The 16,263-nt window shown below is 69.7% G+C and carries 17 protein-coding genes; 14 read left to right on the forward strand and 3 right to left on the reverse strand.

All coding sequences use genetic code 11. The annotated features are described in order from the left end of the window. The first annotated feature begins 107 nt into the window (after positions 1–107). The 5 genes from ACZ7OU_RS48690 to ACZ7OU_RS48710 are packed head-to-tail and all read left to right on the forward strand — an operon-like array spanning position 108 to position 5,383. Positions 108–1,838 (forward strand): CocE/NonD family hydrolase, encoded by a 1,731-nt coding sequence (locus tag ACZ7OU_RS48690; protein ID WP_470260535.1) that lies wholly within the window; start codon positions 108–110, stop codon positions 1,836–1,838. Between the two features lie 32 nt (positions 1,839–1,870). Further along, positions 1,871–2,659, forward strand: a complete 789-nt coding sequence (locus ACZ7OU_RS48695; protein WP_470260536.1) for an enoyl-CoA hydratase/isomerase family protein — start codon at positions 1,871–1,873, stop codon at positions 2,657–2,659. Positions 2,660–2,687: 28 nt separating this feature from the next. After that, on the forward strand, positions 2,688–3,758 hold the full coding sequence (locus ACZ7OU_RS48700; protein WP_470260537.1) for a maleylacetate reductase: 1,071 nt from the start codon (positions 2,688–2,690) through the stop codon (positions 3,756–3,758). Positions 3,759–3,776: 18 nt separating this feature from the next. Then, on the forward strand, positions 3,777–4,640 hold the full coding sequence (locus ACZ7OU_RS48705; RefSeq protein WP_470260538.1) for a dioxygenase family protein: 864 nt from the start codon (positions 3,777–3,779) through the stop codon (positions 4,638–4,640). 38 nt (positions 4,641–4,678) lie between these two features. Continuing rightward, complete coding sequence (locus tag ACZ7OU_RS48710) at positions 4,679–5,383, forward strand: TetR/AcrR family transcriptional regulator (RefSeq protein ID WP_470260539.1); 705 nt, start codon at positions 4,679–4,681, stop codon at positions 5,381–5,383. A 168-nt stretch (positions 5,384–5,551) separates the two neighbouring features. Here ACZ7OU_RS48710 and ACZ7OU_RS48715 read toward each other — a convergent pair whose 3' ends face one another. Further along, a complete protein-coding gene (locus ACZ7OU_RS48715; protein ID WP_470260540.1) occupies positions 5,552–6,457 on the reverse strand; it encodes an AraC family transcriptional regulator in 906 nt (301 codons plus the stop codon). A 140-nt stretch (positions 6,458–6,597) separates the two neighbouring features. Here ACZ7OU_RS48715 and ACZ7OU_RS48720 point away from each other — a divergent pair, with 140 nt between their 5' ends. Then, on the forward strand, positions 6,598–6,969 hold the full coding sequence (locus tag ACZ7OU_RS48720; protein ID WP_470260541.1) for a hypothetical protein: 372 nt from the start codon (positions 6,598–6,600) through the stop codon (positions 6,967–6,969). Positions 6,970–7,175: 206 nt separating this feature from the next. On the opposite strand, the gene ACZ7OU_RS48725 is transcribed toward ACZ7OU_RS48720, so the two are convergent. Beyond that, positions 7,176–7,637, reverse strand: a complete 462-nt coding sequence (locus tag ACZ7OU_RS48725) for a TetR/AcrR family transcriptional regulator (protein ID WP_470260542.1) — start codon at positions 7,635–7,637, stop codon at positions 7,176–7,178. Between ACZ7OU_RS48725 and ACZ7OU_RS48730 the strand changes: the two genes are divergently transcribed. The 6 genes from ACZ7OU_RS48730 (at position 7,617) to ACZ7OU_RS48755 (ending at position 13,167) form a co-directional block, all read left to right on the forward strand. Further along, positions 7,617–8,183, forward strand: a complete 567-nt coding sequence (locus ACZ7OU_RS48730) for a nuclear transport factor 2 family protein (protein ID WP_470260543.1) — start codon at positions 7,617–7,619, stop codon at positions 8,181–8,183. The two genes, ACZ7OU_RS48725 and ACZ7OU_RS48730, sit on opposite strands and share 21 nt — an antisense overlap. Before the next feature lie 46 nt (positions 8,184–8,229). Then, complete coding sequence (locus ACZ7OU_RS48735; protein WP_470260544.1) at positions 8,230–9,180, forward strand: NADP-dependent oxidoreductase; 951 nt, start codon at positions 8,230–8,232, stop codon at positions 9,178–9,180. A 646-nt stretch (positions 9,181–9,826) separates the two neighbouring features. Next, positions 9,827–10,435, forward strand: coding sequence for a TetR/AcrR family transcriptional regulator (locus tag ACZ7OU_RS48740; protein ID WP_470260545.1), 609 nt, complete (start codon positions 9,827–9,829; stop codon positions 10,433–10,435). A 73-nt stretch (positions 10,436–10,508) separates the two neighbouring features. Continuing rightward, positions 10,509–11,270 (forward strand): alpha/beta fold hydrolase, encoded by a 762-nt coding sequence (locus tag ACZ7OU_RS48745; RefSeq protein WP_470260546.1) that lies wholly within the window; start codon positions 10,509–10,511, stop codon positions 11,268–11,270. A gap of 49 nt (positions 11,271–11,319) precedes the next feature. Continuing rightward, positions 11,320–11,661 (forward strand): enoyl-CoA hydratase-related protein, encoded by a 342-nt coding sequence (locus tag ACZ7OU_RS48750; RefSeq protein ID WP_470260547.1) that lies wholly within the window; start codon positions 11,320–11,322, stop codon positions 11,659–11,661. A 39-nt stretch (positions 11,662–11,700) separates the two neighbouring features. After that, a complete protein-coding gene (locus ACZ7OU_RS48755; protein WP_470260548.1) occupies positions 11,701–13,167 on the forward strand; it encodes an amidase in 1,467 nt (488 codons plus the stop codon). A 473-nt stretch (positions 13,168–13,640) separates the two neighbouring features. On the opposite strand, the gene ACZ7OU_RS48760 is transcribed toward ACZ7OU_RS48755, so the two are convergent. Beyond that, a complete protein-coding gene (locus ACZ7OU_RS48760; protein ID WP_470260549.1) occupies positions 13,641–14,129 on the reverse strand; it encodes a hypothetical protein in 489 nt (162 codons plus the stop codon). A 185-nt stretch (positions 14,130–14,314) separates the two neighbouring features. Here ACZ7OU_RS48760 and ACZ7OU_RS48765 point away from each other — a divergent pair, with 185 nt between their 5' ends. Next, positions 14,315–15,595: a sensor histidine kinase gene (locus ACZ7OU_RS48765; protein ID WP_470260550.1), complete on the forward strand. Its 1,281-nt coding sequence runs from the start codon at positions 14,315–14,317 to the stop codon at positions 15,593–15,595. After that, on the forward strand, positions 15,583–16,239 hold the full coding sequence (locus ACZ7OU_RS48770; protein WP_470260551.1) for a response regulator: 657 nt from the start codon (positions 15,583–15,585) through the stop codon (positions 16,237–16,239). The genes ACZ7OU_RS48765 and ACZ7OU_RS48770 overlap by 13 nt, the downstream gene beginning before the upstream one ends. Positions 16,240–16,263 lie beyond the last annotated feature (24 nt).

The raw sequence follows: 16,263 nt of genomic DNA on the forward strand, positions 1-16,263 counted from the left end.
GGTCGGGGTCGCGGTCATATACTTTACGACCGTAAAGGTTAGTGATCTGGTCGACCCGCCCGGTGCCTGCCGCTCGCGTCGGCGCCCCGCTGAAGGGAGTTCGGAGCATGATCGAGGAACGCGACATCCTGGTCACCATGCGGGACGGCACGCGTCTGGCGGTGGACGTCTACCGTCCGGAGGCGCCGGGCGGGCACCCCGTTCTCTACGCGAGTGCGTTGCACAACAAGGACATCCAAGGTCCCGACATCGCGGACGTGCTGCCGCCCCAGCCCGCGCACGCGCCCCTGTGGTTCGGGCCGATCGAGGCCGGGGACACGCGACGATTCGTCGCCAGCGGCTACGTGCACGTCATCGCGCAACCGCGCGGATCGGCGAAGTCAGAGGGGCACTACGGCGAAGAGGACACCGACCACTACGACCTGATCGAGTGGATCACGCAGCAGCCGTGGTCCGACGGCAATGTCGGGATGGTCGGCATCTCCGGCTACGCGGGGGAGCAGTGGCGAGCCGCGGCGCAGGGTCATCCCGCGCTCAAGGCGATCTTCCCGTACGACGCCTGCAGTGCGTACGGCGGGATGTTCGGGTTCCGCGATTTGCACCCCGGCGGGGTGCTGCACACGTTCCCGTACCTGCTCGACGTGTTCAGCACCGTGCACGAGTCGCGGGACCGGCCCGGCCCGCTGCCGGACGAGGAGGAGGCGTTGTGGCGGCAGGCCATGGCGAATCCCGACTTCAAGCAGTACGTCAACCTGTACAACATCCTGACCCAGAAGGGCCAGCGCACGTTCGTCATGTACCACGCCATGACCCATCCGTGGGAGACGGACGGCGTCGTCGAGCAAGCCGAAGAGACCTTCAAGAAGATCAAGGTCCCGTTCTACACCGGCTCAGGTGCCTACGCGTACACGTACAAGCTCCACTGGCTGGGTGCGCAGCACTACTTCCGGAACGTCGACCAGCCGAAGAAGCTGATCTTCACCGGACCAGCGCACGTCGAGCGGCCGTTCCACCAGTACCACGACGAGATCATCCGGTGGTACGACCACTGGCTCAAGGGCATCGACACCGGCATCATGTCCGAGCCGCCGGTGCGCTATTGGCTCATGGGCCGCAACGAGTGGCGCACCGGCGAGGACTGGCCGCTACCGCAGACGGAGTGGACGAAGTTCCACCTCGGTGCCTGGGAATCGCTGAGCGTCGAACCCCCGCGACCCGCGGCCGAGACGGGCGAGTCCGCACGGCAGCCCGACGTTTTCACGCAGATGCCGCTCACCAGGACGAAGACGGTCGAGCGCCTGCGTTACCTCGGCGAGCCGCTGGCACACGACCTGACGGTGGTGGGGCCGATCAGCCTCACCCTGTACGCCGAGATCGACAAGCCCGACACGAACTGGATCATCGTCCTGAAGGACGTGGGTCCCGACGTGTCCGTGCGCACGGCGCGTGAAGGTGAACGCGACCTGCCCGCGGACCTCCCCGAACGGGAACTCACCCGCGGCTGGCTCAAAGCGTCGTACCGGGCGCTGGACGAGGAGCGGTCCACGCCCTGGGAGCCTTTCCACAAACTGACCCGTGACTCCGTCGCCCCGGTCGAACCGGGAGCGGTCACCGAGTACCGGATCCAGATCCTCGCGACCGCCAACACGTTCCGGGCCGGGCACCGGATCTGCCTGGAGATCTCCAGCATGGACGTCCCGACCGGAACCGGAGCCATGAGCGGCGTGGAGTACATCCCCTACCACGTCAGCAGCAGCGAGACCGTGACCCACCGGGTCTACCACGACGCCGACCGGCCGTCGCACCTCCTGCTCCCCGTCATTCCCGAAACAGCCTGAGACAACCGGAACCGTCAGTGAAGGAGCGCAACATGGGCAGCGTTCGATTCGAGCGGCAGGGCGGCATCGGCCGGATCCTGCTCGCGGATCCACCCCACAACCGGGTCGGCACCCGGTACGCCGCCGACCTGCGCGACGCGGTGCACGCGGCCGGTGAAAGCGACATCCGGGTGCTCGCCGTCGTCGCGGAAGGACCGAACTTCAGCCTGGGCGGTGACGTCCGCGAGTGGCCGGGCAGGGACGGCACCTGGTTCCGCACGTTCGTCCGTGAGGTCGCCACGTCGTACCGGGCGATCGAGGCCTTGCGCGTTCCGACCGTGGCGGTCGTGCGGGGCCTCGCGTTCGGTGGAGGCCTCGAGCTGGCGCTCGCCTGCGACTTCCTCGTGGCTGCCGACACCGCGGTCTTCCGGTGCGTGGAGGTCACCACGGGCATGCTGCCGGTGGCCGGCGGCATCCAGCGGCTGGCCGAACGCGTGGGCCGGGCGCGTGCCCACCGCTTCGCCGCACTCGGTGAGCCCATCCCCGGCACCCAGGCGGGGGAGCTCGGGATCGCCACGCACGTGGTCCCCGAGTCCCGGCTCGACGCCGAGGCCGACGCACTCGTGCGACGCCTCGCCGTCGGACCGACGCGCTCCTACGTCGCCACCCGGACGTTGCTCAAGGTCTGGTCCAGCGGGGGCGTCGCGGCCACTGACGAAGTGGTTCTCGACGTGGCCATGGAACTTTACGACGGCGCGGACGTCCAGCGCGGTTTCGTGAACACGGCCAAGGCTTTCGACGCCGGCGTCGAGCCACCCGAGATCGAGTTCGCCGGCAGGTAGGTGCCGAGACAACAGGAAGGTCGCTTCGATGACGCCCAGTTCCTTCGAGTACACGCCGCCGACCGGCCGGGTCGTCTTCGGCAGCGGCACCCTTGCCGACGTTCCGCGCGAGGTGCGGGCCCTGGGTGGTGCGCGGGTGTTCGTCCTCTCCGGAGCGCCGGAGTCGACGGGAACGACCGCGCGGCTCCTGGACGTGCTGGGCGACCTCGTCGTGGGGGTGTCGAGGGAGGTGGTCATGCACACGCCGATCGACGTGACCGAACGTGTGCTGCGGTCCGTCCGTGAGGTGGAACCCGACTGCCTGGTCTCACTGGGTGGCGGTTCGGCCACGGGGCTGAGCAAGGCCCTCGCGTTCAGGACCGGTCTTCCGCAGATCGCGATTCCCGCGACGTACGCGGGGTCCGAGGCGACCCCGATCCTCGGCCAGACCGACGGCGGCAGGAAGACGACCCTGCGTTCCGAGCGCGTGCTGCCCGAGGTCATCGTGTACGACGTCGATCTCACCATGGGCCTTCCCGCGAGCCTGTCGTGCGTGTCCGGCCTGAACGCGATCGCGCACGCGGCAGAGGCTCTCTACGCGGAGAACGCGAACCCGGTCACCTCGGCGCTGGCCGAACAGGCGATCTCGCTGCTCGCGCGAGCCCTGCCGGCCATCGTGTCCGATCCGCTGGACCGTGCGGCGCGGTCCGACGCGCTGGTCGGGGCCTGGCTGGGCGGCACCTGCCTGGGTTCGGTGGGAATGGCCCTGCACCACAAGCTCTGTCACATCCTCGGCGGCACGTACGACCTGCCGCACGCCGAGACGCACGCGATCGTCCTGCCCCACGTCATCGCGTACAACTCCGCCGCCGCACCGCGGGAGGTCGAGGTCGTGGCCCGCGCCGTCGAGGCGGACGACGCGGCTCAGGGCCTGTTCGACCTGACCGAGGCGCTCGGTGCGCCGACGTCGCTCGAGTCGATCGGGATGTCCGAGGCCGCGCTCGACGACGTGGCCGAGATCGCCGTGACGGCGCCGTATTGGAACCCGCGGCCGTTGGACAGGGACGCACTGAGAGAACTCCTCGACGACGCCTACCACGGGCGTCGACCATCACGTTGAGAAAGGAGACCATCGGTCATGGAAGCTGTGTTCGTCGAGCTGACCGAGCAGGTCGTCGCCCAGATCCGGCCCGCTGACCCCAGGCTGCGTGAGATCCTCTCGCTCGCCGTCAGCCATCTCCACGCGTTCGTCAGGGAGGCCGGGCTCACCCAGCAGGAGTGGGCGGCCGCGATCGACTTCCTCACCCGGACCGGTCAGACGTGCACGGACGACCGCCAGGAGTTCATTCTGCTGTCCGACATCCTGGGTGTGTCCACATTGGTCGACGCGATCGGGCACGACGCGGACGACGTCACCGACTCGACGGTGCTCGGGCCGTTCTACACCGGACGGCAACGGGAGATCGCGAACGGCGACTCGATTCTCCTGCGGCCGGAGAGCAATCCACCGCTCACGGTCGGCGGCCGGGTGTCCGCAGTGGACGGAACACCGGTCGCGGGGGCGGTCGTGGAGGTCTGGCAGACCGCGAGCAACCAGCTCTACGACTGCCAGGATCCCGAACAGCCGCGGGGTCACCTCCGCGGCACCTTCCGCACGGACGGCGAAGGGAGGTACGAGTTCCAGACGGTGCTGCCCGAGAGCTACCCCATCCCGACCGACGGCCCGGTGGGGCAGCTGTTGCACCTCATGAGGCGGCACCCCTTCCGGCCGGCCCACATCCATTTCATGATCAGCGCTGCCGGCTGCCGGACGCTCGTCACCCATCTGTTCCTGGCGGATGACCGCTATCTCGGCAGTGACGCGGTGTACGGGGTCAAAGATTCCCTCGTCGTGCGCCCGGAGGCCAGGGGCGTGGGGTACGCCGTCGAGTACGACTTCCGGCTCGAGAACGAACGGAAACCACGCACATCGCCGGTGGAAGCCGGTTCGCCGGAGCGATGACGAACAGGGCCGCCGGACCTGCGGTGTTAGGGTTCGGCATGGTATCGGGAAGCACGTCCGCAGCCGGGAAGCGGCCGGAGCAGGGCGCTTCGACGGAGGCCGAACGACCGCGCCGGCGCGCGGAACAGCAGAGGTCCCTGGCCACGCGCGAGACCATCCTCTCCGCGGCCTTCGCCGAGTTCGCCGAGAAGGGTTTCGAGACGGCCAGCATCCGCGCCATCGCCGACCGCGCGGGTGTGCAACACCCGTTGATCACGTACCACTTCCCGAACAAGGACCTGCTGTGGCGCGCGACGGCCGAGGCGACCTTCGCACGGATCAGGGAAGAGTGGGACGAGCAGGCCGTCCGCGACTCGGGCCTGGACCCGCTGGAACGACTGCGCGCCGAGTACAGGGTGCTGTTCCGTCACACGGTCCGGTTTCCCGACTTCCACCGCTTCATGCGTCAGGAGGCGTCCACGCGCAACCCGCGCCTGCGGTGGGCTGCTGACACGGTCCTCAAGCCGCTGCTCGACCGGCTGCTTCCGCAGATCGCGGCCGCCCAGGGCCAGGGCCTGCTGCCCGAGGTCGAGCCGATCCTCTTCCACTACATGATGGTCAGCCTCACGGCCACCCTGTCGGAGTTCGGTCCCGAGATGCAGGTCACGAGTGGCGTTGCGGCCGACCGGACGGACATCGCCGAGGCGTACTGGCACCTGGTCGACAGAATCGTGTTCGCGGCCGCGGACCAGTCCCGCGAGTGAGCTGGGAGCGCCCCGGTCTCGTCGGCCGCTGGCCCGCAGGGTGCTCGCCGTACGGCTTCGACATGACAGCGCCGCCGGAGTCCAGGTGGAGGACGCTGCCGCCCACTCTTCGTCGTGTCGTGGCGTCAGACGCCAGGAGCGACACGCTATACTTTACGCTGGTAAAGTTCAGTGTGGTGCGGGAACCGGGTCCGGGTGGTCGCGGAACTGCCCGGGGGCGAGACCGTATTCGCGGCTGAACGCAGTGGCGAAAGCGAACTCGGTGGAGTAGCCGATTTGGCGGGCGATCGTGGCCAGCCCGAAGGTGGTCTGCCGGAGCAGGCGGGCGGCACAGGCCAGTCGCCAGTACGTCACGTAGGTCATCGGCGGTAGTCCGACCTGGACGGTGAAGCGTCGGTTGAACGACGTACGTGACATACCCGCCACCTTGGCGAGTCGCTGGACGTTCCAAGCATGTTGCGGGCGTTCGTGGATCTGGTCCAGTGCCGCGGCGATGGCCGGGTCGGCCCCGGTCGTCCAGCTCGCGTTGTCCGGTGCGCCGCACCAGTGCCGCAGGGCGTGAACCAGGATGAGGTCGACCAGTGCGGACCGGGTCACCCAGTTGCCTTGCTGCACCTCGGAGACCTCCTTCTCCAGCAGGCCCACCAGCGTTCTCAGCTCAGGGGAGTGAGCGTGGTCCGGCGAGACGACGATCGTTTCGGGCAGCCCGCGGAGCATCGGATGGAGCCGGCCGTGGTCGAGCCGATAAGCGCCGCAGATGAACTCGGCGTCCGGCCGGGACACCGGCCGGTCGGTCCGGGGAAACTCCGGCAGCTCGCCGAGCCGGGCCGGTGCGTGACCGAGGCCGTGCTCCGCGCCGTTCGGTGCGATCACGACGTCGCCGGGACGCAGCCGGACAGGCGTGCTCCGGTCGGCAATCAGCCATGCCTCGCCGTTCAGCAGGACGTGGAAACCGATGCCGACGAAGCCGGGAAACCGCATGCTCCAGGCACCTGACGCGCGCAGCCGACGACCGTTGGCTCGTCCCGCCCGGACACTGTTGATGGCGCTGCTGATCGCGTCCACGAGCGCCATGCTAGTCCGGGTTCCGCGGGTCGAACGCGTATGGAACCGGGCCGATCACGGATGGTGCCGCGGGGCCGGCGGTGGTTCAGTCGTCAGGTCTGTTCGGCTTGCCCGACTGAAGGAGGAAATCGATGAGGAGTATGGGGATCGTGCTCGAGGAGCTGCTGAACGAGCGGGAGACTCCGGTGGAGGAGGTGATGGCCAGACATTTCACTCCCACTTACCGGCAACGGACCGGCGGCGTCTGGGCCGAGTGGCCGGCGATCGCGCGGAACCTCGCTCACATCCGCACGATGATTCGCTCGGTGAAGATCGAACTGCTGGACGAGCTGGTCCTCGGATCCGCCTACGCGGACCGCCACGTGCTCACGATCGAGATGCGCGACGGTACCCGGCAGGTGCGTGAGTCCTATGTGTTCGGCAGTCTCGCGCCGGACGGCAGGTTCGAGACGATCGAGGAGGTCACGATCGTGGACCCGGCCGATCAAGCTCTGCCTGCCGACGCGGGGCGGCCGGAATGATGCCTGCCAGAGCGCTGAGCGACTTCGCGGGCATCGTTGGTTCAGGTAGCGGTCACTGGTGCCGGTGACTTTGCAGCATAGCGGTCCTTGCGGTTGGCGGCTTTCACCCACCGCTGCCACTCGCTGTGGCCGAGCGCTCCTGCGCGTCCGTGAAGTCGCGTTCCAGAGAGTTTCTCAGGAAGCCGTGACGTCCGCCTGTGACCGGGTCAGGCGCCGCGCCGCCTCCACGACGAAGGCTCGCCTTCGGGCTCGCTCGTCTGGGTTGTCGGCCTCGGCGCCAGTCGGCCGGCGTTGATGCCGCCGTCGATGGACCCGTCGCGTTGGGCCTGGCCGGTGGCAGCGACCTTGCGGCTGTAGTGCTCGACGCGCACGGTGGCATTGACCGGTGGAGCGTCGCGCGGACCTTCCCACAACAGCAGGCGCGCCAGCTCAGGGTGCCGGTCGTAGTAGTCGAAGGTGCGTCCGGCGACTTCGCCCATGTCGCCGAAACTCACGCCATCCGGCGTGACAACGCGGGAGAGTTCTTGCAGCGCTTCGGTGAGCACCTCGTCGAAGAGAGCGTCCTTGTCGCCGAAGTAGGCGTAGCGCCGTTCCTTATTGACGCCGGCGCGGGCAGCGATGCGGGTCACGGTGGTGCCATCGGACCCGTGCGCGGCGAACTCGACCATTGCGGAACCAACACCAACGTCGGCGTTGGCTCGATCGAGGACAGGAGACTTCCGATGAAGCCGAGTGAGGCGACGGCTTACACCGACCGGGACGGCATCGTGGATGCGGTCACCCGGGTCGTCGAGGGAATCGACTTCGGCGACGAGAAGCTGCTGCGTTCCGCTTTCAGCGAGGATGTCGTGTTCGACCTCGGTGGCATCGACCCCAGCATCCACGTGTTCGAGCCCTACGTCGGCCGCGAACAGGTCATCGAAACGCTGATGCGGACCGTGGGAACCGCGATGGACACATTTCACGCCTTGTCCAACGTCCGGGTGTGGGTGGACGGCGACACCGCCAAACTGACCTGCTATCTGCTCGGACAACACCACCGGACCGGCGAAGGGCCGTCGGTCGAGTTCCAGGACCACCTTCTGCTGGGCAACCGGTTCGAGACCGACCTGGTCCGCGATCGCGACCACGTCTGGCTGGTCCGCCGCAACCGGGTCAGCTCGCGCTGGTCCGTGGGCAATCCTGCGGCTGCCAAGATCCCCACCGGCCGATGACCGCCGAAACCGCGCCGAGAACGCGATCAAGAATGGAGGACTGGGCATGCGTGCGATCGGTTTGATCGAGTTCGGCGGCCCCGAGGTGTTGCGGGTGATCGACTTGCCCGATCCTGTCCCGGGTCCTGGTGAATTGCGAATTCGCGTGCACACCGCAGCGGTCAACCCCACCGACACCATGCTGCGCGCTGGTGCCGTAAAAGCGTGGTTCGAGGGCCGCCCCGGCCCCTACGTTCCCGGTATGGACGTTGCCGGCGTGGTCGACGCGATCGGCCCGGACACCGACAGCTCACTCCGGATCGGGGACCAGGTGATCGCGATCCTGCGGGCCTACGGTCCGCGCGGCGGCGCCTACGCCGAACTCGTTGTGGCGCCGGTGGAATCGGTGGTCTCGATGCCGCCCGGGGTGGACTTCCCTGCCGCGTGCACGCTGTTGATGAACGCTCTGACCGCCCGGCTCGCGCTGGATTTGGTCGCCGTGCCGGCCGGCGGCATCGTCGCGGTGACTGGAGCAGCCGGCGCCTTTGGCGGGTACGCGGTGCAGTTGGCCAAGGCCGAGGGACTGCGGGTGTTCGCGGACGCCTCGGAGGCCGACGTCCAGCTTGTGCAGGAACTGGGCGCCGACGCGGTCGTGTCACGGGGTGACGACGTAGCCGACCGGTTCGGCGCGCTCGCGCCCGACGGCGTGGACGCGTTGATCGACGGCGCGGCGCAGCACGAACTGATCGTCTCGGCGGTCCGTGACGGCGGCGGACTGGCCGTCGTCCGCGGCTGGGACGGCCCGGTTGACCGCGATATCCGGCTGCACAAGGTCTTCGTCACCGATGCGGCTACCGATCACGCCCGCTTGCTGCGGCTGCGGGATCAGGCCGGCGCGGGCGAGCTGACGCTGCGGGTGGCCGACGTGTTGCCGGCCGACCGGGCCGCCGACGCCCACCGACGGCTGGCCGAGGGCGGCGTCCGCGGCCGTCTCGTTTTGGACTTCACGACCTTCTGAGACGATCGGTCGGTTGGTTGCGTCGATGACAATCCGCGGACGAACCCGGCCGTTCGCTCGAAAGCTCACAGGCTGGGGCGAGAAGCGTCCAGTGCTGACACTCGGGTTCAGTTACGGTGTTTCGACGCAGCGAGACAGACCAGCGACCTGGGCTAGTGGTCGAGCTGGCCGACCCGTGCGGGCAACCCGGCGCCCCCGGTCTCGCTGCGGTCCTCGGCCGACATCGCGCTGGGTGGATGGGCCATTGGACACCGTCGGCTGCGGTCTTGACAGTCGGTCGGGAGTACTGTTCACCCGGTCGGGTAAGTCGGTCCTGTGGAGCAGGGGATTCGACGGCGAGCGCGTCGCTCGGTTCATGAACGCCGCCACGCGACCGCGCGAGGCAACGGGGCACTCCCGGCACCCGTAGGAGAAGTATCCGGCCACCCAGGTAATCGACGAAGCGTGGCCGTGATCAGCATACTGACTGCGTCTGGTCCCTGACGAGCCGTGGACGCTGGTCGAATCCAGCTGACCCACGAGATCCGGATAGCGGCTGACACCCGGCGTGGCCGACGAACGGTATCGAGGTCGGGCGGCGGAGGCCTGCGGGAGGACGCCGTGGCACACTTCGTTGACCACGATGCCAGTCAGGGGAGCACGACGCATGACCGATCGCCCGGCCAGGCGAACGCAGGAACAACGACGCGCCGAGACCGAGCGGCGCGTGCTGGACGCGGCGATGGCGCTTATCGCGCGCAGCGGGTCCCGTGCCGTCACGCTCGCCGAGGTCGGCGAAGCCGCCGGGTACAGCCGCGGCATCGTTTACCACCATTTCGGCAGCCGGGAACGGCTGTTGGAAGCCGTGGTCGACGAGGCGCAGCGGTTCGACGTCCCCGCCTACCAGGGAGACGGCCTGGACCACCTGGTGCGGATCGTCGAGGCGTACCTGCGCAACGTCGTGCGGCGGACGCCGTCGGCGCGCGCGTTCCTGCAGCTGTGGGGCGAGGCGATCGCGGCCGACCCCATGCTGGCTCCGCTGTTCGCGCGCCGAGACGCCGACTTCCGGCAGCTTCTGGCGAACGTTGTCCGCCAGGGCGTCGCCGACGGGTCCATCCGACCTGACGCGAACCCGGCCGCGGCCGCCGTGCTGATCCTCGCCCTGGTCCGCGGGACCGGGCTGCAACTCATCGCCCAACCTCCGGTTCGGGGCGTCCCCGCCCTCATCCGGGAGGCCATGCGCTCGGTACGCGCGGCGTTCGCGGTCACGCCGTAGCTTCCGGCGGTGGTCCTCGGCAGCGGCCGCTGTTACACTTACTTGCGTACATACACGCAAGTTAGGAGTAAGGATGTCTGTTCCCTTGGTGCTCGTGCACGGCAATCCGGAGAACGCCGGCGTGTGGGGACCGCTGATCGAGGCGCTCGGCCGGGACGATGCGGTCTCGCTGTCCCCGCCCGGCTTCGGGGTGCCCGCGTCGGACGGCTTCTCCGCCACCGTTGACGGCTACCGTGATTGGCTCACCGCGCGGCTGGAGCAGTTCCGGGAACCCGTCGATCTCGTCGGCCACGACTGGGGCGGCGCGCACGTCGTCCAGATCGCGATGACCCGCCCGGATCTGATCCGCAGTTGGGCATCGGACGCGCTCGGCCTATTCGATCCGGGCTACGTCTGGCACGCGCGGGCCCAGGTGTGGCAACAGGAAGGCGCGGGCGAGGCCTCGGTGAAGGAAATCTTCGGCGGCACGCTGGCGCAGCGGCTGGAGGTCGTCGGCGCGCTCGGGATGACCGGCCCGGCCGCGGAACGCGTGGCCGCCGGGATGGACGACGGCATGGGGCGGGCGGTGCTCTCGCTGCTGCGGTCAGCCGCCCAGCCGGTGATGGCCGACGCGGGCCGCGGCCTCGCGAAGGCGCGGCAGCGGCCCGGCCTGGCCCTGATCGCCCTCGCGGACGTCGACCAGGCCAGTGGAACGCCTGCGCAGCACCGGTCCGCCGGCGAGGCCGCCGGTGCCGAGATCGCCGAACTCGCCGATACCGGGCACTGGTGGCCGGAGACGGACCCGCACCCGCCGGCGCGCGCCTTGACCGCGTTCTGGTCCCGTTTGGAAGGTTAGGCCGGCGATCGCCGTAGGTGCCTGCGACGTCGCAGGCAGGAGACTCGCGGTGAGGCTTCTGCCCGTGACGTCGCGCCGGGTGGCCGCCGTCCGGGCGAAACCCCGCGAACCGGTCGACGACTCGTTCACCGAAGTGAACGAGCAGGACGACGTCCGCGCGATCATCGTCACCGGCGCCGGCCGCGCGTTCTGCGCCGGGATGGACCTGAACCGGCCCGGGAACGTGTTCGGTCTCGACGAAACCCGCCGCCCGACGCTGGACGACATGGCCGACCTCACCGATCCGGATCTGCGCCGCATCCGGGACACCGGCGGCCGCGTCACGCTCGCGATCCACGCGTGCCGCAAGCCGGTGATCGCGGCGATCAACGGCTGTACTTCTTGCGCGTGACCCGCGGCAGATGAGTGTGTTGATCATGCGGCACAGGCGGTGCGTGCAGCGGTCACGGTCTCGCCGCCGCGTTGCGCGGCTCGGGGCGCCGCCCACGATGAGTGCCGGCTCCCATCATTACGATCATCGACTATGGACGCTGCGGACTTGGTCTGGCTCGACGCGACCGAGCTGGCGCGCCTCATAGCCGTCGACGAGGTCACCGCGGTCGAGGTCGTGCAGGCGCATCTGGATCGCATCGAGGCGCTGGGCGAGCGGGTCAACGCGTTCGTCACCGTGCTGGGCGAGCAGGCCCTCGCCGCTGCCGCCCGCCCGCGCACCGGGCCGCTGGGTGGCGTGCCGTTCACGATCAAGGACTCGTTCGACACCGAAGGCGTGCGGACCACCCGGGGATCGTCGTTGTTCGCCGATCACGTCCCGGACGCCGACGCCACCGCCGTGGCGCGGCTGCGGGCTGCGGGCGGAATCCCGTTGGCGAAGACCAACCTGCCGGAGATGTCGTACTGGACCGAGACCGACAACCTGGTCGCCGGCCGGTCGCTCAACCCCTACGACCCCGAGCGCACCCCCGGCGGCTCCAGTGGAGGCGAGTCCGCGGCCATCGCGGCGGGTCTGTCGCCGCTCGGCCTGGGCAGTGATGTCGCGATCTCCGTGCGCGGACCGGCTCACGACACCGGCATCGCCTCGATCAAACCCACCCATGGGCGGGTGCCGTGCACCGGTCATTTCCCGCACGCGCTGCGGCGTTGGTGGCATGCCGGCCCGATGGCGCGCAGCGTGCGTGACCTGCGGCTGGCGCTGTCGCTCTTGGAAGGCCCCGACGGGCGGGACCCCTACGCGGGCGCCCTGGCCGCCGCCCGGCCCGGCGGGCCCGCCCGGATCGGCTGGACCACCGACGCGTTCGGCCCGATCGACCCGGAGGTGGCCGATACGGTGGCGTCGGCGGCTGTGGCTCTGTCCGACCTCGGTCTCCAGGTCGAGCAGGTCGGCGTCCCGTGGCTTGCCGAGCACGACTGCACGCGGATCTCGGCGACGCTGTTCACCGCTGAGATGCTGCCCTACCTGCGCGGCATCACGGCCGGGCGGGAGGCGGAGTTGCACCCGGTGATCGCGCGGACGCTCCAGGCACCGGACGTCACGATCGCCGACTACCTTGCTGCCGAAGGCGAGGTGGAACAACTGAGGTCGGTGTTCACGCACTGGTTCCAGGCCTACGATGTGCTCGTTTGCCCGGTGGTGACGATCCCGGCGCCGCCGCATGCGCAATCCAGTTACGTTGTCGGCGGGGAGAAAGTGCCGGCCCGCAACGTCATGCGGGCGACGGTGCCATTCAACCTCACCGGCCTGCCCGCCGTCTCGCTGCCGTTCGGGACGACCGCGGGCGGCCTGCCCATCGGTGTCCAGCTCATCGGCACCTGGTGGGCCGACAACGACCTCCTCGCACTGGCCGAACGACTCGAGTCGGTCAGCCCGGTCCGCGACCGCCGCCCGCCACTTCAGCCCTGACGTGCTCGTCCTGGCCGGCCGGCCCCGCCCATCCCAGCCCGGTCTCCCAACCGTGTCTTGACCAAAAGGGAACGAGAAGCGCGCTACAGACGCGGAATCTGGTAGCCGCGCGAAGAACGACCTCAGCGTTGAATGGACATCCGCAATTCGGCTACTTGAGACTGGGCAGCAGGACTGGGGTCCGGCCATGAGCGTGCGTCGCGGCCCACGAGGTCACCGGCCCGACCAAGCGACCAGCAGCTCTGTTCGGTCGGAGATCGCGTAACGAGCCATCGGGAACCACGACCGAGTACCGACTCGCCGGGAGTTCATGCATGTCGATAACCAGGGCGACTGCGTCGATCTCCAGGCCGCTGCCGGGGGTCTGGCCGTGACTTGATCGAGGTGACACCGGTCGGAGTGTGGTTGACCTGCGTCGGCGGCGTTCACGACGTCGGCATCGGCACACCGCCCTGACCGGTCGCGGTGGCCGGTCAGCCGCGCGGGAACGGCGCGCGCAGGACACGCGCGCCGAGCACGGCGCAGACCAGCGCGATCGGGATCTCGGCGAAGACCGCCATACCGATCGCAGTGGCCAGGTCCGAGCCGGGTGCCGCCGCGGTGACGTCGAACCAGGCGTCCACGAGCAGCAGCACCGCGGTACCGACCGCGGTCAGCACGCACCGGTTGTCCCGTCGCAGCAAGAACCGGCCGGTGGCGAACAGCGCCAGGGCCTCGCAGCTGTCCAGACCGACCCAGGCGAGCGACCAGTGCGCGTCCCGCGCGCTGGCCGGCAAGGTGACCGAGAGGTAGAACACCCACGGGATCATCGCGAGCCCGGCCAGCACGAAGGCGACACCGAGCGCCCCCGGCCGGCGTCCGCCGGGGCGGTCGGCGCGGGCGTCCGGACGCCCGCGCCTCGGCCGGGACCCGATCCGGCTGAGGACGGGGTCACGGCCGAGGCTGTCCGTGGCGGCGAGCATGGCGGTCGTCCCCTCTCCGCCCGGCGTCGGCGTCTGATGGTGCGCCGGGCACGATCACCACTCTGGCGGCCGTGACCCGGCGAATCAGTAATGCGGCTTTCCGTTCCGGGGGGGGTGCTAGGTACAGGCCGAATCGGGCGCCAGAGCCATGGAGCACCGGTCACGTGGTCGATACCTTGGGGGCCATGAACACCGTGGCGCTGATCGGCCGCTTCCTGCTGGTGCCCTGGCGCGGGCGGGCGTGGCGCGACCTGTGGTTCGTGCTCCTCTCCTCGGCGCTGAGCCTGCTGCCGCTGGGTCTGATCGGGCTGCCGTGGGCGTTCTTCGCACCCAGTTACCTGCCGTCGATCCTCGCCTGCGCCTTCCTCCCGCCGCTGGCGGCGGTGCTGCTGGGCCCACAGCTCACGACGCTGCGCCGGTACGCGTACTACGAGATCCGGGGCGCCCAGATCCCCCGGGCCCCGCACACGGCCCGGGACAAGGCGTCCGCGGACGCGCCGTTCCTCCAACGGATGCGCGCGCGGCTGCGCCACCCGCGCACCTGGCGGCAGGCCTGCTACCACCTGATCGCGGGACCGGCGGCACACCTGGTCGGCGTGATCGCGGGCACCATGTGGATCTCCGGGCTCATCTGCTTCGGCTGGCTGAGCGCGGCGATCGTCTTCGGCCCGAACTGGAACTGGCTGTCCATGCCGACATCCCTGGCGATGTGGAGGGCGCTCGGGTGCCTGGTAGTGGTCTACCTCACGCCCTGGCTGGTCATGGCCTCGGTGCGCTGGGATCTGAAGTTCGCCACCACCCTGCTCGGCCCCAGCCGGGCGGAGCGGCTGGCCCGCCGGGTGACCGACCTGACCGAGAGCCGGGCCGCGGTGGTGGACGCCGCCGACGCCGAGCGCCGCCGGATCGAGCGCGACCTGCACGACGGCGCCCAGCAGCGGCTGGTGTCCCTGGCGATGAACCTGGGGCTGGCCCGGGTGACCCTGAAGGACCTGCCCGAGGACGCCCGGACCGCGCTGGCCGAGGCGCACGAGGAGGCCAAGGAGGCCCTGGGTGAGCTGCGCACCCTCGTCCGCGGCCTGCACCCGGTGGTCCTCGAGGACCGCGGCTTGGACGCGGCGCTCTCCGGCATCGCGGCCCGCTCGCCGGTGCCGGTGCGGTTGGCGGTGGACGTGCCCCGGCGGGTCCCGCCGACGGTCGAGGCGGTGGCGTACTTCATGGTCTCGGAGGCCCTGGCCAACGTGGCCAAGCACGCCCAGGCGTCCGCGGCCCGGGTGGACGTGTGGCTGGACGACGCCCTGCTGCGGCTGTCCGTCGCGGACGACGGGATCGGCGGTGCCGACGCCGCCCGCGGCTCCGGGCTGGCCGGCCTGGCGCAGCGCGCCGCTTCGGTGGACGGCAGGTTCGAGATGGTCAGCCCGGTCGGCGGGCCGACCACGGTGGTGGTGGAGCTTCCGTGCGAACTGTGATCGCCGAGGATTCGGTGCTGCTGCGCGCGGGGCTGACCAAGCTGCTGGAGACCACCGGCTTCGAGGTGGCCGCCGCGGTGGATGACGCCGCCGGGCTGCTGGCCGCGGTGGAGCGGCACCGCCCGGAACTGGTGATCGCGGACGTGCGGATGCCGCCGACCTTCACCGACGAGGGGATCCGCGCCGCCCTGGTGGTGCGGCGGCAGTGGCCCGAGGTGTCGATCATGGTGCTGTCCCAGTACGTCGAGGAGCGCTACGCTGCCGACCTGCTCTCGACGAGCACCACCGGCGTCGGCTACCTGCTCAAGGACCGGGTCGCGGACGTGGGCATCTTCCTGGAGTCGCTGCGCCGGGTGGCCGCGGGCGGCACCGCGCTGGACTCCGAGGTGGTGGCGCAGCTGCTGGTGCGGCGGCAGAACACCCCGCTGGACCGGCTCACCGGGCGGGAGCGGGAGGTGCTCGGACTGATGGCCGAGGGGCGGTCCAACGCCGGGATCGCGGAGAAGCTCGTGGTCAGCGAGAGCGCTGTGGCCAAGCACATCAACAGCATCTTCACGAAGCTCGACCTGCCCGCCTCGGAGGGCGATCACCGGCGAGTCCTGGCTGTGCTGCGATTCCTGGAGCGCGCGTCGCCGACCGTGTGAAGTTGGTCTTGCTGTGCCGTTCGT

Source organism: Amycolatopsis sp. NPDC114505, from assembly GCF_055633615.1.

Excerpts from the sequence above, each read along its gene's own strand:
- ACZ7OU_RS48695 (WP_470260536.1), top strand. The coding sequence starts at position 1,871 with ATGGGCAGCGTTCGATTCGAGCGGCAGGGCGGCATCGGCCGGATCCTG.
- ACZ7OU_RS48705 (WP_470260538.1), top strand. The coding sequence starts at position 3,777 with ATGGAAGCTGTGTTCGTCGAGCTGACCGAGCAGGTCGTCGCCCAGATC.
- ACZ7OU_RS48715 (WP_470260540.1), bottom strand. The coding sequence starts at position 6,457 with ATGGCGCTCGTGGACGCGATCAGCAGCGCCATCAACAGTGTCCGGGCG.
- ACZ7OU_RS48735 (WP_470260544.1), top strand. The coding sequence starts at position 8,230 with ATGCGTGCGATCGGTTTGATCGAGTTCGGCGGCCCCGAGGTGTTGCGG.
- ACZ7OU_RS48740 (WP_470260545.1), top strand. The coding sequence starts at position 9,827 with ATGACCGATCGCCCGGCCAGGCGAACGCAGGAACAACGACGCGCCGAG.
- ACZ7OU_RS48760 (WP_470260549.1), bottom strand. The coding sequence starts at position 14,129 with ATGCTCGCCGCCACGGACAGCCTCGGCCGTGACCCCGTCCTCAGCCGG.
- ACZ7OU_RS48765 (WP_470260550.1), top strand. The coding sequence starts at position 14,315 with ATGAACACCGTGGCGCTGATCGGCCGCTTCCTGCTGGTGCCCTGGCGC.
- ACZ7OU_RS48725 (WP_470260542.1), bottom strand. The coding sequence starts at position 7,637 with ATGGTCGAGTTCGCCGCGCACGGGTCCGATGGCACCACCGTGACCCGC.
- ACZ7OU_RS48690 (WP_470260535.1), top strand. The coding sequence starts at position 108 with ATGATCGAGGAACGCGACATCCTGGTCACCATGCGGGACGGCACGCGT.
- ACZ7OU_RS48700 (WP_470260537.1), top strand. The coding sequence starts at position 2,688 with ATGACGCCCAGTTCCTTCGAGTACACGCCGCCGACCGGCCGGGTCGTC.
- ACZ7OU_RS48710 (WP_470260539.1), top strand. The coding sequence starts at position 4,679 with ATGGTATCGGGAAGCACGTCCGCAGCCGGGAAGCGGCCGGAGCAGGGC.
- ACZ7OU_RS48745 (WP_470260546.1), top strand. The coding sequence starts at position 10,509 with ATGTCTGTTCCCTTGGTGCTCGTGCACGGCAATCCGGAGAACGCCGGC.